The organism is Streptosporangium sp. CA-115845, from assembly GCF_050943795.1.
Taxonomy (GTDB): domain Bacteria; phylum Actinomycetota; class Actinomycetes; order Streptosporangiales; family Streptosporangiaceae; genus Streptosporangium.
Genome location: NZ_CP191988.1, coordinates 1,908,709 through 1,923,172, shown reverse-complemented (window position 1 = coordinate 1,923,172; position 14,464 = coordinate 1,908,709). Strand labels below are relative to the sequence as shown.

The window sequence follows — 14,464 nt, the reverse complement described above, 5'->3', positions numbered from 1 at the left end:
CACGCGCGTCCCCGGGCGCGCGTGACCGTCCACGCTGGAAGGATTCAGATGACGATCAGTGTCTTCGATCTCTTCAAGATCGGAATCGGCCCGTCCAGCTCGCACACCGGCGGCCCGATGGCCGCAGCCCACAGGTTCGCCCGGGGCCTGCACCGGGACGAGCTGCTGGAGAAGACCGCACGGGTGAGCGCCATCCTGTACGGCTCGCTCGGGCTGACCGGCAAGGGCCACGGCAGCGACAAGGCGGTGCTGCTCGGCCTGTCGGGCGAGAAACCCGAGCTGGTCGACGTCGACACGGTCGACGAGCGGCTGGCCGCCATGCGCGCCTCGGGCACCGTCCGCCTGTACGGCTCCCACGAGATCCCCTTCGTCGTCGGCGAGGACCTCGTCTTCGAACGCAGGATCTCGCTCCCCCACCACCCCAACGGCATGCGCTTCACCGCCCTGTCGGAGTCCGGCGAGACGCTGCGCGAGAAGGTCTACTACTCGGTGGGCGGCGGCTTCGTCGTCGACGAGAACGCCACCGGCGCCGACCGGATCAAACCCGACGACACGGTCCTGCCGCACCCCTTCACCACGGCCGCGGAGCTGCTCGCCCAGTGCGCGGAGACCGGGCTGTCGATCTCCGGGCTGATGCTGGAGAACGAGCGGGCGTTCGGCCGCACCGAAGCCGAGATCCGCGCCCAGCTGCTCGTCCTGTGGCAGGTCATGAGCGAGTGCGTGCGACGGGGTATCGGCAAGGAGGGCGTGCTGCCCGGCGGCCTGAAGGTCCGCCGCCGCGCCCACCAGCTCCACCGGCAGCTGCGGAGCGAGCCGGGAGAGAAGGACTCGCTGCAGACGATGGACTGGGTCTCGCTGTTCGCCCTCGCGGTCAACGAGGAGAACGCCGCCGGCGGCCGGATCGTCACCGCGCCCACCAACGGCGCCGCGGGCATCATCCCCGCCGTGCTCACCTACTACGACCGCTTCGTCCGCGAATCCGATGACGAGGGGGTGATCCGCTTCCTGCTGACCGCGGGGGCGATCGGCGTGCTGTTCAAGGAGAACGCCTCCATCTCCGGGGCCGAGGTGGGTTGCCAGGGTGAGGTCGGCTCCGCCTGCTCGATGGCCGCCGCCGGGCTCACCGAGGTGATGGGCGGCACCCCCGAGCAGGTCGAGAACGCCGCCGAGATCGGCATCGAGCACAACCTGGGGCTGACCTGCGACCCGATCGGCGGCCTGGTGCAGATCCCGTGCATCGAGCGCAACGCCGTCGCCTCGATCAAGGCCATCGCCGCGGCCAGGATCGCGCTGCGCGGCGACGGCCGCCACTTCGTCTCGCTGGACAAAGCCATCAAGACGATGCGCGACACCGGCCGCGACATGCTCGACAAGTACAAGGAGACCAGCCGCGGCGGGCTCGCGGTGAACGTCATCGAGTGCTGAACGCCTCCCCGGATCCGCGCTTCAGATGAGGAACGCCGCATAGAACTCGATCGCCACCAAATTTCGCATCACGTATGGGCCCCTCCCGTCCCGCGCCTATGCTGGGTGGCCATGTCCGCGGGACTCGGGAGGTCGTGGTGGTAACGGGAACGCACCCGGCGAACCGTGCCTCGCGGGTGCTCCGTTTCTTCGGGGCACACTGGCTCTTCATCGCCGCCCTGCTGGCCGGCGGCTGCCTGCGCGCCCTGGCCGTGCTCGGCTACCGGCCCGCCCTGTGGTTCTGGGCCGACTCCTTCGTCTATCTGAACGCCGGGCTCGCCCCTCGCCCCCTGGAGTCCCGTCCCGCGGGCTACTCGCTGTTCCTGTGGATCCTCAAGCCGCTGGCCAGCGTCCAGGCCGTGGTCGTCGTCCAGCACCTGCTCGGGCTGGCCGTGGCGCTCTGCGTCTACCTGCTGCTGCGCAGGCTGGGCCGCCTGCCGGGATGGGGCGCGACGCTCGCCGCGCTGCCGGTGCTGCTGGACGCCCACCAGATCCAGCTCGAACACCTCGTCATGGCGGACCTGCTCTTCCAGTTCCTGGCGGTGCTGGCGGTCACCCTGCTGCTGTGGCGGCAACGCCCGGCCGCCTGGGTCGCGGCGCTGGCCGGCCTGCTGCTGGCCGCCGCGACGGTCACCCGGACCATCGGGCTGCCGCTGATCGCCGTGGCGCTGGTCTGCCTGGTGATCCGCCGGGCCGGGTGGCGGGCGGTCGTCTCCGCGACCCTGACCGCCGCCATCGGCCTGGGCTCGTACGCCGCCTGGTTCGAATCCGAGCACGGCGGCTACGCGCTGACCCGGGGCAGCACCTTCCTGTGGGCGCGGACGATGACCTTCGCCGACTGCGCCAGGATCCAGCCGACCGGCCCCGAGGCGGCCCTGTGCCCCACAGAACCGGTGGGGCGGCGCGCGGCACCGCCGGTCTACATCTGGGACGGCGCCTCACCGCTGAACAAGGTCAAGGGCAGCTGGGCCGAGCGCGACGCGCTCGCCGGTGCCTTCGCCACCCAGGCCATCAAGGCCCAGCCGCTGGACTTCCTGCGGGCGGGCCTCGACGACGCGGTCCACATCTTCGACTGGACCCGGCGCGTCTACCCGACCCCCGGACCGCAGAGCGCCTACGTCTTCCCCGACACACTGCGCCCCTTCCCCACCGGGGCCGCCTCGCAGGGGAAGACCGCCGAGCAGCTGACCGTGGCCTACCAGGGCGCCTCGGGAGCGCCGACGATGGCCGAGCCGTACGCGGGCTGGTTGCGCGGCTACCAGGAGTACGGCTTCGTACGCGGCCCGTTCCTCGCGGTGATCTGCCTGGTCGGCCTGGTCGGCGTGCTGATGCGGCTGCGACGGCTCGGCGGCGCGGTACTGCTGCCCTGGGCCGCGGGGACCACGCTGCTGATCCTGCCGCCCTTCATCGCGGCCTTCGACCACCGCTACGTGGTGCCCGCGCTCCCGCTGCTCTGCCTGGCCGCCGGACTGGCCTTCGGCGTCCGGCACCGGGAGAGTGCCTCCGAGGAACCGGACTCCGAACCGGGCTTCGAACCGGCCTACGGCAGGACCGCCGAGCAACCGGTGTACGCGAGCCCCGTCGTGGAACCGGCGTACGACAGGTCAGCGGCGGCGGACGTGCAGACGAACCATCGTGCCGAGTTCTACCTCCCCGAGAGCCCGCCTGACCTTCCCCACCGCGTCCTTGTTCAGCCGCGCCACGAGCCTGCCGACATCGGTCCCCGGCGCGCAGCCCACACTGATTCGCAACCGCTCGTGCCTTACGTACCTGACCCGAATCCGGACGAGCCCTTCGACTTCTTTAAGGGCAACAGCGAGCATGGCGGTCCCCGTTCCGGTCCGCCTGCCCCACCGTCCCCAGCCCAGGGCGTGTAGCAGCCACCGCACCGCCAGCAGCGCGAGCACCACCAGCAGCAGCGCGACCAGCCAGCCCAGCCACGGATGCGCGGCCAGCCACCCGGGGAACCCCCCGCGCACGAGCCTGGCCCCGGGCGGCTGACCGGGCAGGTCGCCACGTCCCCGCAGGAAGGCGTAGAGACCGGCGCAGGCCAGCACCGCGCCGGTGACGGCCAGGCCGATCCGGTTGCCGAGATACGGTCTCATCTGACCCTCCGCCTGCGCAGCCGCACCACGACGTCGCCCGCGCACATCGCGCCCAGGCCCGCCATCCGGTCGCCCACCGCCGCGCCCACCCCGCGCAGCACCGGCCCGGTCCGCTCGGCCTCGGTGAACACGGTGACCTCGACGATCCTTGAGGCGAGCCGGACCCGTGCCCCGCTCACCTCCTCCACCGACGCCGCCGCCTCCCCCAGCGTGCGGCAGAGCCCGGACCTGGTGATCCCGATCACCAGGTGCGGATCTCCCGACTCCAGCGGCACCAGCCTGGGTCGTCCCGGCAGGGCCGCGAGCCCGAGCATCAGCAGGCCCGCCGCCATGGCGAGCACCGCCATGACGAACACGACGGGGTCCGACCAGCTCCACGAGCCGGCCCCGTCGACGAGCCGCCGGTAGGGCATTCGCGCGACGGGCGACTCCATCAGCAGGCCCACGGTCACCGAGGCCGAGACCGACAGCACGACGGACGCCACCAGCGCCGCCGGCACGCCCGCCGGGGTCCTCCCCGGCCGAAGCAGCCGCACCGACCTGCGGCGGACGTCCTGAAACTGCTCGGCCGCCCTGCCTGGAGCGCTCCCGGTGCTCCCCGAGCCCGCCAGGACGTCCTGGAGAGTAGTCGTCATTCGGTCAGGTGTACGCGTTCCGGCGGGGTCGAGGCCGGGATCAACCGCCCTCTTGCGCGATCTTGGGATCCTCCTGGCGGGAGCATTGAGCACCCCGCCAGCAATATGAACATTGCTCATATTCTCCCGAGCCGGGTTATCCTGCGAACATGGACGACCTCCAGCGCTACAACCGGGCCACCGCACACCTGGACCCCCCCTTCGCCGTCCTCGACCTGCCCGCCCTGCGCGCCAACGCCGAGGGAATGCTCCACCGGGCTCACGGCAAGCCGATCAGGGTCGCGAGCAAGTCCATCAGGTCCCGGGCGGTGCTCGAACGGATCCTCGCCATGGGCGGCTTCAGCGGGATCATGGCCTTCACCCTCCCCGAAGCCCTCTGGCTGGTCTCCACCGGAATGCGGAACGTGCTCGTCGCCTACCCCACGGTGGACCGTGCCGCGCTCGCCGAGCTGGCCGCCGAACCGCTCGCCGCACGGGAAATCACCATCATGGTGGACCGGATCGACCACCTCGACCTCGTCGACTCCGCCATCGCCGGCGTCCACGACCGCCAGGAGATCCGGGTCTGCCTCGACATCGACGCGGGCTACCTCGCCTTCGGCGGCCGGTTCCGGGCGGGCGTCCGCCGCTCCTCCATCCGCGAGAGCGACCAGGCCGCCGAGCTGGCCACCCAGATCGCCAAACGCCCCGGATTCCGCCTCGTGGGCGTGATGGCGTACGAGGCGCAGATCGCCGGGGTCGGCGACGACCCCCCCGGCAAGCCCGCCCTCACCCGGGCCATCCGCCTGATGCAGACCCGGTCCCAGCGCGAGCTGATCACCCGCAGGGGCCGGATCGTCCAGGCCGTCCGCCAGATCACCGACCTGGAGTTCGTCAACGGCGGCGGTACCGGCAGCATCGAGAAGACCGCCAGGGAGAAGGCCATCACCGAGATCGCCGCCGGCTCCGGCTTCTTCCACCCCCGCCTGTTCGACTTCTACCGGGGCTTCGGCGGCCACCCCGCCGCCCTCTTCGCCCTGCCCGTCGTACGCCGCCCCGCACCCGGCGTCGTCACGGTCCTCGGCGGCGGCTACCCGGCCTCCGGCCCCCCCGGCGCCGACCGCCTGCCCCAGCCCTACCTGCCGTGCGGGCTGCGGTACGACCCCAACGAGGGAGCCGGCGAGGTCCAGACCCCCCTGGTCGGACAGGCCGCCGAGGACCTGCGCACCGGCGACCGGGTCTGGTTCAGGCACGCCAAGGCCGGCGAGCTCTGCGAGCGCTTCGCCGGCCTGCACCTGATCGACGGGGACAGGGTCGTGGACGAGGTCCCCACCTACCGGGGCGAGGGCCGCACCTTCCTCTGACCCGCCACCCGTGCACGCGGAGCGGGCACCTCGCCCACCGGCGGGTGCCCGCTCGTGTCGCATCCTCCGCCCTCCGGCCCCGGAAGCCCGCGCTGCCCCCGCGCCCGGAGAGGCCCCCGTACCGGGGCTCAGCGGAAACCTCTAGAAGCCCAGGTCGAGCTCGTACCACCTGCTGCACTTGTAGGTGGACCAACCCCGGTAGCTGATCTGGCAGGTCTTCACCTGCACCTCGCTGACGTCATGCGCCGTGACGCGGAAGTACTTGGTGTCGTCATAGCCGCACTGCTTCACCCGCTTGATGACATTCCAGTCCTCGTCATCGGACGAGGCGGCCTGCACCTCGAAGTAGGCACACCGCCCACCCCGGGCCAGCGAACGCCGGTCACCGTCGTACAGCCCGCCCCGCAGCACGAACGTGTTCTCGTCCTCGTCGTCGCCCTCGACCGAGTATTCGGCCTCGACCGTGGCCAGCCCGTTCCTGGACTCCTGGTCGAAACTGTCGTCGAAGTCACGCGCGGCCGACACCGGCGCCGCCGCGAAGGCGGCCGGAGCCACCGTCAGCATGAGACCGGTGGCCGCCGCCACCGCGACCGCAGCGCGAATGATGCTTTTCACGGATTTACCCTCCCTTTTCCTTGCTCGCAATATTCCGCGAGCACGGAAAAGGGCACATGAGTAAACCCCTACTCAACTCCAGACCGCCGACCGCCGGCGCCCTGCACCGCGGTCAGGATCGGCGCCGGATCCGTGCGGCCGGAGGCATCGAAAGGACCACCCGGGACAGAACCGCCACCGGCGCGGCGAGATGGGACGCCGAACCCGCTCATCCGCTCACCCGACGGTCGGGATGATCGGGAGGAGGTGGGCAACGCAGGCCGCCGGTCAGGCTGTCCTCGGGAAGCAGCGCCAGGTTGGACTCCCTGACGTAGTAGACCCGCAGACCTCGCGAGTCGTACGCGAGCCTGTGGAGATAGCGTCCCACCAGAGCCACCGTGGCGAGCACCAGCCCGATGAGCAGGAGCTGGGCCGCGCCCATGACCGACCCGCCCGCCACCCCCAGATATCCGAGTATCGCCAGCACCAGCGAGAGAACCCCGCCCAGCACGGCCACCGCGTACACCGCGTTGAGCGGACGCCAGGAGAAGCCGAAGAACAGCTCGAAGCCGTGTGCGACCAGTCTCGCCAGGCGGAGCTTGGAGCGGCCCGCCGTGCGCGGTCTGTGCCTGACCGGGGTGACGGCGTGGCGGGCACCGACCAGGGGCACCGCCGGGATGAACCAGGGCAGCCTCAGATCGGTGATCGTGCGGGCCACGCCGGTGCGTACCACCCGGAAGGTGGAGGCGCCCCTCGGCATGTCGATCCCGAAGACCCGCCGGGCCGTCCAGTGCAGACCTGCCGACCCGAGCCTGCGAACCAGGGGGTCACGTCGCCCCAGCCGCTCGCCGAACACGACGTCGTACCCCTCGCCGGCTTTGGCGAGCAGTGCCCAGATCTCCTCGGGCGGCACCTGGAGGTCCGCGTCGCACTGGACCGTCCATGGCTGGCCGGCATAGCGGAACCCGGCCGCCATGACGGCATCGATACCGAAGTTACGGGTGAAGGACAGGTAACGCACTCGTGGATCCGACTCCGCCAGGCGGCGGACCCGGTCGAGGGAGTCGTCGGTACTGCCGTCGTCGACGAAGAGGATCTCCAGCTCGTCGATCCCCTTCAGGGCCTCGGTCAGCTCGCGGTGGGCGACCTCGACCTGCGCTCCCTCGTTGAAACACGGCACCAGCACGGTCAGCCCGGTCGTCACATTGCCCTCCTCAACATCAGGCCGAGCACGAACCCGTTCGCTCCCAGCGCGTACACCGCCCCGGCGGCCCCCGCGAGCGGTATCACCAGCGCGCCCAGCCCGATGACCGCGACCAGTGCCATGACAGCCGCCTTCGCGCTGTTTCGCAGGCCGGCCTCATCGGTGTTCTCCAGCATGAAGATCCCGAAGCTCGTCAGCAGGTAGACCGGGAGCGTGGACAGCAGAAGGCCGCCGAGCGCGACCAGGGACCGGGTGCCCGCCAGGCCGCCGATGAGCGCCGTTCCCGCCAGGACCAGCCAGGTGGCGCTCATCCAGACGGAGAGCCGGGCGACACGTCGACCGAGCGCTCGGGCTTCGGCGCCGCCCGAGGCCATTCGCAGCGACAGCCGGGGCTGGTAGATCCGCTGCAGCGTGTAGATCACGGACACGGTGAACCCCCATCCGAGGATCATCATGTAGAGGTCGCCGCTCTGGCTCGCGTGGGAGGTGAGCGCCAGTTCCACGAAGAGCGCGCCCACCATGGCGTTGCTCATCACGTCGGCCGTACCCATCAGCACCACGGTGCCGGCCAGGACGCGGCGCAACGCGCGGTGCGGTGGCCGGCCGGTGCGAGGCAGACCGCGCAGCAGGACGAGGTTGAGCATCGTGCTCAGGACGAGCAGTCCGGCCAGGTAGCCGGCAGGCCGGACGGGTACGGCGAAGGCAAGCCCGGCCATGGCCAGCGTCCCCAGGCCGAGCAGCGAGAAGTGGACGGTGTCGGGGGTGTAACGGCCAAGGGCCCGGTGCACGGCCACGCCGAGCATGCCACAGCCGAGTGAGATGTAGTAGGCGGTGCCGAGCAGGTAGACCGTGACCATGGCGTCAGGCGCGAGGACGAAAGCGGCCGAGGCGGCCACGGCGAAGGGGATCGGGACATGGGCGAGGATCGCGCGGAGCATGCCCGCGAGCTGCTCGCGGGTACGGCGGGCGCGGGGGATGAGCCTGAGCGCCGCCTTCTCAGGACCCGACTGCACCACCATGCACAGCCAGCCCGTCGCCCCCATCGCGGCCGCGTACCGGTTGAAGTCACCCCGGCTCCATGCGGCGACCAGGACACCCGCGGAGCCGTACAGCAGGAGGCGGAACGTGGCGCGACCGCCCAGCAGTGTCAACAGGCGGCGCGGGCCGACGCGGTGTGAGGCCGCGACCTCGGCGGTGACGGTCATCCGGCATCCAGTTCGTCCAGCACGGCCTCGCGCAGCGGGCGGGTGCCGTTCTCCAGGTAGGCGAGCAGGGCTCGCCGGATCCGCTCCTCGCCGAAGTGGTCACGCACCCCCGGGATGGACGGCCCCCGCTCCACGCCGAACAGCGCGGAGAAGAAGGTCCTGACCTGTTCCGCGGTGAACGAGCCGGGCAACGGCAGCAGTTCCTCGACCGCCTCGGGAGCGGGATCGCCGGCGGCAGCCGCCGCCAGCCAGGTCGTGGACCTTCCCGCCGTGGCGAGCCAGCGCCGCAGGTGGCCGACCCTCTCGGCCACGAAGTCCGGATCCTGCCCGGCCAGTCTCGACACGGCGAGCCCGCTGTCGTAGCAGGTGGCGTGCAGCGCGGCGCACACCTTGGAGAACGCGGGGGGCCTGGCGGGCAGCAGGTCGAGCGGAACCTCGCTCACCCGCTCGACGACGGCGCGCGCCTCAGCCGAGGACCGTGCCCCGGCGACAAGGGCGTCAAAATCCTTGTACCACCGCGTGAGCGCCGTCCGGTCCGGCGGGTCGGTGACCGGCTCCTGCCCTTCACGCACCCAGCGGACCATGCGGGCGGGCATGAACGCCATGAGCGGATCGCCGTCCGTCGACGCGTACCGTTCCGGCTCCCGGCCGTGGAACGGGTGGGTCCTGAACACCGCGCCGCACGACCGGCAGGAGTAGCGGGCCGGGCGCAGGCGCCTTCTGATCAGAGTGGGGTGCGGGTGCCCGCACTGCACGCAGGTCACAGGGGCACCGCGAGAACGGAGGAGGGGACGAGTTCCGCGCCGAGGTCCCTCTTGGCCTCGGCCTGGCCCTTGCCCAGGACCAGCCCGGCCTTGCCCGAGGCGATGGACCACTCCACCATGCGGACGTAGCCGTCGAAGTACAGGTGCTTGCGGCCACCGTCCTCCGGCAGGACGGCTCCCCAGCTGAAACAGATCGGCCACGTGGGGTGATCCAGGATCAGGGAGAGCCCGAGGAGCCGCCCGGCGGCGTCACGGTAGGCGAGCGCCATGACCTCGTCGCCGCCGACCAGCGCTTCGAGATAGGAGAACGGCAGTGGGGCGACGGGGAAGAGCCCGCCGCGGTGCTTGAGGTCGTTCTCGGCACGCAGCACGGCGGCCTCCGTTCCGGTCACCAGTTCGCGGGCCGGGCCGATCTCGATCGACAGCCCGCGATCGGCGGAGAAACTCCTGGCTCGCCGCCTGAGCGAGTCCCGACGGGCGCGGTCGAGCAGGGAGTACCACTGGTCGAGGTCACTCCAGGGGGTGGCCAGCCTGGCCAGCGGCTCGGTGGGACAGCGGACCTTGACCGCGCCGGGCAGCAGTGCGGGCTCGCCGGGTGACACCTCTCTCCACACCATGCTCCGCCAGCCGGCACCCAGCTCCGCACGGATGCCGCGCAGGTAGCCGCGTAGCAGTTCCCGCCGCCGCTCGGGTCCCGGCTCGCCGGTGAACCACCAGCCTTTCTGTGAACGGTTGCCCGGCGCGTGGACGTCCAGGAGACCCGCGGGGTCCCGATCGGTGACGTAGACGCCTCTGCGTGGCCGTACTCCGCGCAACGACGCCGACACGGCGCCCACCGCGGCACCTCCCGCCCTGAGCACGGTGAGCAGGACCGGCGCCTGAGCGGCCCAGGCGTAGGCCCGCAGGAGGTCGTAGCGCCAGGTCACGGTCTGGCCGGCGGCGGTGCGGAGCTCCTCCCAGTCCGAGGGCTCGGGATCGTGCCGGGGATCCAGCGTCTGCAGGGTAAGGCTCATCCCATCACCCATCGGGGGACGGCGACGAGCTTCATCGGGACGTACTCGTAGCCCAGCGACTTCTTGATCTCCACCCTGCCCCGGCCACCCAGGAGCTCCTTCTTCCCGTCCTCGATCACCTTCCGGACCAGACGCGCGTGGACGTCGAAGTAGAGGTCCTTGCGCCCGCCCTCCTCCGGCCGCAGCGCCGCCCAGGTGGCGGAGACGGGAGAGGTCTCGTGGTCGAACAGGACCGTGAAGGCCAGCAGCCGCCGCCCGGCGTGATACGAGATCACGCACACGTCCTCACGCTGGAGCAGTCCGCCGAAGTACGCCGCGGGCAGGGGCGCGCGCGGGTCGAGGCGGGTCGCCAGCCGTGCCGTGTGCGTGCGGTTCAGCTCGGCCATCTCCACCGGGTCGAGGTCGGACCGTGCCGTCCCTGCCGTCACGAGCAGGTCGCCTGCCTCGGCGATCCACCGGATCTGACGGCGCAGGGTCTTCCGCCGGTTCTTGCTGAGCGAGCCGAGCCACTCCTCCGTGGAGGTCCAGCGCAGGGGCATGACGGTGCTCCCCGGGGATTCCCACACGATCGCGCCCCGGCGGACGACCAAGGGCAGCTCGCCCTCTGTCACCATGCGGTAGACCACGCCCACGAGCCCCCAGCCGAGTCGGCGCGCGGCGGCCCGCTCGAACAGCCGCAGCATGGCCCGCCGCGCGTCGAACGACACCTCGCCGGAGAAATGCCATGTCGGCCCGTTGGAGTGGCCGGGCAGGCGGACATCGAGGGTGAGCGGCTCTCGGCGGGGCCGGGGCGCCCGGCTGGAACCCGGTGATCGCAGGCCGACGTACACCGCGCCGATCACCGCGGTGATGCGCCGGCCTTCGCGGAACACGGCCAGCAGGGGGCGGGCCCACGATCCCTCGCACGACGCGCCGATGACGTCGTACGCCCAGATGGCGGTCAGCCCTTCGGCCTGCCGGAACTCCTCCCAGCCGTCGGGTTCCGGATCACGGCATGGATCCAACACCTCTAGCCTCACTCGGCCCCCCGGCGACGACAATCATCACAACATGGAAACAGGTCATTATTCTGTCAAGCCAGTTGCAGCAGTATATGTTGACCTGATCATGGACGTGTTTGCTCACAAAAACGACATACACGCACATTTAGGACGCACGCGCACACCTATTGACGCGGAGTGTTCAACTCAACACAGAGGAAGACATGAAAGTCGGGGTAACCGGAGGAAACGGATTCATCGGCCGCTACGTTTGCGAAGAACTCGCATCCCGCGGCCACGTTCCGCTCGTGTTCGATCACAGAGGACGCGCCGAACCGCACATGCCCTGGGAAGTCATGCGGGGCGACATCCGGGACGCCACCGCGATGACGGAACTCGCGGCGCACTGTGACGCGATAGTGCACCTGGCCGCCGTTCTCGGCACCCAGGAGACCATCACCAATCCGCGGCCCGCGGCCGAGACCAACCTCATGGGCGGTCTCAACTTCCTCGAGGCCGTCGCCCAGTACGATCTGCCCGGCGTCTACATCTGCGTCGGCAACCACTGGATGGACAACAGCTACTCCATCTCCAAGACAGCCGTGGAACGCTTCGTCCGCATGTTCAACGCCCACCGCGGCACCAAGGTCAACAGCGTGCGAGTCGTCAACGCCTACGGCCCCCGCCAGCAGGCCGCTCCGCCGTTCGCCCCGGGCAAGGTCAGGAAGATCACCCCTGCCGTCGTCTGCCGCGCGCTGACCGGCATGCCTGTCGAGTTGTACGGCGGAGGCACCCAGATCTCCGACATGGTCTGGGTCGGAGACGTGGCACGGGCACTCGTCTCCTCCCTGGAGACCGCCGCCGCGGGCACGGTCCTCGACCACGTCGTGGAAGTCGGCCCGACCACCTCGTCCACCATCCACGAGGTCGCGGAACTCGTCATCGACCTCTGCGTGGCCCGCGGTTACGAACGGGTGCCCATCGTCGGCCTGCCCATGCGGCCGGGCGAGACGCCCGACACCGCGGTCACGGCACAGAACAAGACCCTCCTGTCGGTCGGGATCGATCCGGACTCACTCGTCTCCCTCCAGGAGGGAATGGCCCGGACCGTGGACTGGTTCATCGAAACCCGCGGCGTCAGCTGGAACGCCCCAGAGGCGGCCCACGCGTGAAGCACCTGGTCATCCTGGGCGGCTCGGACGGCACGATCAGCTCGTTCCGGGCCGCCCGGCGGCTCGGGCTGGGTACGATCTGCGTCGACATCCGCGCCGACGCCCCCGGAGTCCGGGAGGCCGACGAGTTCCTCCACCTCAGCACCCGTGACGTGGAGGCGGTGACGGCGGCACTGCGCGGCCGGGACGACGTGGCCGGAGTACTCGCCCCGGGAAGCGACATCAACCTGCCGGCCCTCGTCGAGGTGACGGAGCGGCTCGGACTACCCCGCGGGCTGTCCGTCCCCGCCCTGCGGGCCTCGGTGGACAAGGCCTACTTCCGCGAGGTGTGCAGGCGGCTCGGCATGGACGGACCCGCCTACGTCAGCGGCACCACCGACGAGATCCTCCGCGACACCGTACGACCGGCCTTCCCGCTCATCGTCAAACCCGTCGACTCGGGCAGTTCCCGCGGCATCACGATCTGCACCGGCCCGCAGGAACTGGGCGACGCCGTGCGGGCGGCGAGCGACGTCTCCCCCTCGGCGACCGTGATCGTCGAGGAACTCGTCACCGGCCGGGACCTCTGCGGTGAGGCGTTCCTCCAGGACGGCCAGGTGGCCCTGCTGGGACTGAGCGACCGCGTGGTGGCGGCGCCCCAGGTCGTCGCGATCGGGCACCACATGGCCCCTCGCGACGAGCCACTGACCCGGGAGGTCACCCGGCAGATCGAACTCGTCTGCGCCGACGTGGGCTACACCGACGGCCCGCTCAACATCGACCTGTTCGTCACCGGCGACGGTGTCGTACTGATCGAGATGGGCGCGAGAATCGGCGGCAACGGCATGGGCGAGGCGCTCGGCCTCATGTACGGGGTCGACACCGTGGCCGCCGCCGTCCTGCTCGCCATCGGCGAGCGCCCCGAGCTCTCTCCCCGCTGGACCAGGCACGCCGCCGTACGCATGCTCCGCTCGGACACCAAGGGAACACTGGTGGCCCTGAACGGCCTGCGGGACGCACTCGCCCTGCCCGGGGTGGACGACGTGCTGGTCACCACCCTGCCGGGCGAACCCGTCATGCCCTACACCGAATGCCGGGCGAAACTGGGTTACGTGCTGGCCTCGGCGACCTCGGCGGACGAACTCACCGAGGTGCTGGCCACCGTCGACGACCTGGTCCAGGTCAGCGTCGATGCCGGCTGACTTCTCGGCGACGCGCTGGGAGCGGGCCTACCGCAGGATCGTCAGGACGGCCTTCCTGCGGGTGCCCTTCTACCGCGACCAGTGGGTGTCCGCGGGCAGGGCCCTCGCCGAACCCGAACCCACACCCTCGGCGGCCCTGACCGGCCAGCTCCACCGCCTGTGCCCGTTCGCTCAGCCCTTCGACGCCTCCCGGGAGCCGTCCCTGTGGATCGACGAGGGACGGGAACTACGGGACGCGCTCAGCCTGGTGGGCGCGCCGAGCCGGACACCCGTCCTGGAAGTACGCGCCGCGACGCTCGACCGGCGTGTCCTTCCCCGTGGCGTTCTCCCCGCCTGGATCGGACCGCGCTACGGGGTGCTGCTCTCCCCCGGTGCGAAGGTCCTCGACGAGGGCCGCCGCCGAGCGCTGAACGCCGAAGCGCTCCGCATCGCGGCCGAGGCCGGACGGGCGACCCTGATAGGTGAACGGGCCGCCCTCGACGCGCTGCTACCGGAACTCGACGGCATCGAGGTGAACACCGTCGAACGGATGACCGCCGCACACGCCGTACTCTCCAAAAGAGCGGGAGTCGTGCACGACCCACATCTCGGCTACTTCGCGGCGTCGGCCACCACCTGCGGTCGGATCCACCTGCTGTGGCGACACTTCCACGCCCACCCCGCCGGACGGGCACTGACCGTGACGGCGCTGCGCCGGACACGGCCCACGCTGGTCAACGTGATCCCCGACGATTCGGGATCACTCATCACAGCTGTCTGCCCCGAGCACGGCGCACCGATCGTCTCAACGCACTGACAGGGATT

Annotated in this window: 13 protein-coding genes; 6 read left to right on the top strand and 7 right to left on the bottom strand. The window is 70.7% G+C overall.

Annotated features, from left to right (window positions below; all coding sequences use genetic code 11):
- Nucleotides 1-48: 48 nt before the first annotated feature.
- Both ACQP0P_RS11090 and ACQP0P_RS11085 read left to right on the top strand, forming a co-directional pair.
- Nucleotides 49-1,425 carry an L-serine ammonia-lyase gene (locus ACQP0P_RS11090; RefSeq protein ID WP_433374467.1) on the top strand — a complete coding sequence of 459 codons (1,377 nt, stop codon included), beginning with the start codon at nt 49-51 and terminating at the stop codon, nt 1,423-1,425.
- 137 nt (nt 1,426-1,562) lie between these two features.
- The gene (locus ACQP0P_RS11085; protein ID WP_433374464.1) at nt 1,563-3,341 is read left to right on the top strand and encodes a hypothetical protein; all 1,779 of its coding nucleotides are present in this window, start codon (nt 1,563-1,565) and stop codon (nt 3,339-3,341) included.
- A gap of 224 nt (nt 3,342-3,565) precedes the next feature.
- Here the strand turns inward: ACQP0P_RS11085 and ACQP0P_RS11080 are convergent, their stop codons facing one another.
- Nucleotides 3,566-4,204, bottom strand: a complete 639-nt coding sequence (locus ACQP0P_RS11080) for a DUF6286 domain-containing protein (protein ID WP_433374461.1) — start codon at nt 4,202-4,204, stop codon at nt 3,566-3,568.
- Nucleotides 4,205-4,353: 149 nt separating this feature from the next.
- On the opposite strand from ACQP0P_RS11080, the gene ACQP0P_RS11075 reads away from it, so the two are divergent.
- Complete coding sequence (locus tag ACQP0P_RS11075) at nt 4,354-5,547, top strand: amino acid deaminase/aldolase (protein ID WP_433374458.1); 1,194 nt, start codon at nt 4,354-4,356, stop codon at nt 5,545-5,547.
- A 141-nt stretch (nt 5,548-5,688) separates the two neighbouring features.
- On the opposite strand, the gene ACQP0P_RS11070 is transcribed toward ACQP0P_RS11075, so the two are convergent.
- From ACQP0P_RS11070 to ACQP0P_RS11045, 6 genes are all read right to left on the bottom strand, one after another.
- Entirely contained in the window at nt 5,689-6,162 is a 474-nt protein-coding gene (locus tag ACQP0P_RS11070) for a hypothetical protein (RefSeq protein WP_433374455.1), read from the bottom strand.
- A 208-nt stretch (nt 6,163-6,370) separates the two neighbouring features.
- Nucleotides 6,371-7,345, bottom strand: a complete 975-nt coding sequence (locus tag ACQP0P_RS11065) for a glycosyltransferase family 2 protein (RefSeq protein WP_433374452.1) — start codon at nt 7,343-7,345, stop codon at nt 6,371-6,373.
- A complete protein-coding gene (locus tag ACQP0P_RS11060; protein ID WP_433374449.1) occupies nt 7,342-8,550 on the bottom strand; it encodes a hypothetical protein in 1,209 nt (402 codons plus the stop codon). The genes ACQP0P_RS11065 and ACQP0P_RS11060 overlap by 4 nt, the downstream gene beginning before the upstream one ends.
- Complete coding sequence (locus ACQP0P_RS11055; RefSeq protein WP_433374447.1) at nt 8,547-9,314, bottom strand: hypothetical protein; 768 nt, start codon at nt 9,312-9,314, stop codon at nt 8,547-8,549. Before ACQP0P_RS11055 ends, ACQP0P_RS11060 begins: the two co-directional genes overlap by 4 nt.
- Complete coding sequence (locus ACQP0P_RS11050; protein WP_433374444.1) at nt 9,311-10,327, bottom strand: hypothetical protein; 1,017 nt, start codon at nt 10,325-10,327, stop codon at nt 9,311-9,313. Before ACQP0P_RS11050 ends, ACQP0P_RS11055 begins: the two co-directional genes overlap by 4 nt.
- Complete coding sequence (locus tag ACQP0P_RS11045; protein ID WP_433374442.1) at nt 10,324-11,334, bottom strand: GNAT family N-acetyltransferase; 1,011 nt, start codon at nt 11,332-11,334, stop codon at nt 10,324-10,326. Before ACQP0P_RS11045 ends, ACQP0P_RS11050 begins: the two co-directional genes overlap by 4 nt.
- 197 nt (nt 11,335-11,531) lie before the next feature.
- On the opposite strand from ACQP0P_RS11045, the gene ACQP0P_RS11040 reads away from it, so the two are divergent.
- Genes ACQP0P_RS11040 through ACQP0P_RS11030 form a run of 3 tightly spaced genes read left to right on the top strand, consistent with a single transcriptional unit; the run spans nt 11,532 to nt 14,456 of the window.
- Nucleotides 11,532-12,479, top strand: a complete 948-nt coding sequence (locus ACQP0P_RS11040; protein WP_433374439.1) for an NAD-dependent epimerase/dehydratase family protein — start codon at nt 11,532-11,534, stop codon at nt 12,477-12,479.
- Nucleotides 12,476-13,660, top strand: a complete 1,185-nt coding sequence (locus tag ACQP0P_RS11035) for an ATP-grasp domain-containing protein (RefSeq protein ID WP_433374436.1) — start codon at nt 12,476-12,478, stop codon at nt 13,658-13,660. The genes ACQP0P_RS11040 and ACQP0P_RS11035 overlap by 4 nt, the downstream gene beginning before the upstream one ends.
- Nucleotides 13,650-14,456: a hypothetical protein gene (locus tag ACQP0P_RS11030; RefSeq protein WP_433374433.1), complete on the top strand. Its 807-nt coding sequence runs from the start codon at nt 13,650-13,652 to the stop codon at nt 14,454-14,456. Before ACQP0P_RS11035 ends, ACQP0P_RS11030 begins: the two co-directional genes overlap by 11 nt.
- Nucleotides 14,457-14,464: the final 8 nt, after the last annotated feature.

Bases quoted from the DNA above. Each gene is read 5' to 3' on its own strand.
- ACQP0P_RS11080 (WP_433374461.1), bottom strand. From the start codon at position 4,204: ATGACGACTACTCTCCAGGACGTCCTGGCGGGCTCGGGGAGCACCGGG.
- ACQP0P_RS11090 (WP_433374467.1), top strand. From the start codon at position 49: ATGACGATCAGTGTCTTCGATCTCTTCAAGATCGGAATCGGCCCGTCC.
- ACQP0P_RS11040 (WP_433374439.1), top strand. From the start codon at position 11,532: ATGAAAGTCGGGGTAACCGGAGGAAACGGATTCATCGGCCGCTACGTT.
- ACQP0P_RS11075 (WP_433374458.1), top strand. From the start codon at position 4,354: ATGGACGACCTCCAGCGCTACAACCGGGCCACCGCACACCTGGACCCC.
- ACQP0P_RS11050 (WP_433374444.1), bottom strand. From the start codon at position 10,327: ATGAGCCTTACCCTGCAGACGCTGGATCCCCGGCACGATCCCGAGCCC.
- ACQP0P_RS11030 (WP_433374433.1), top strand. From the start codon at position 13,650: ATGCCGGCTGACTTCTCGGCGACGCGCTGGGAGCGGGCCTACCGCAGG.
- ACQP0P_RS11060 (WP_433374449.1), bottom strand. From the start codon at position 8,550: ATGACCGTCACCGCCGAGGTCGCGGCCTCACACCGCGTCGGCCCGCGC.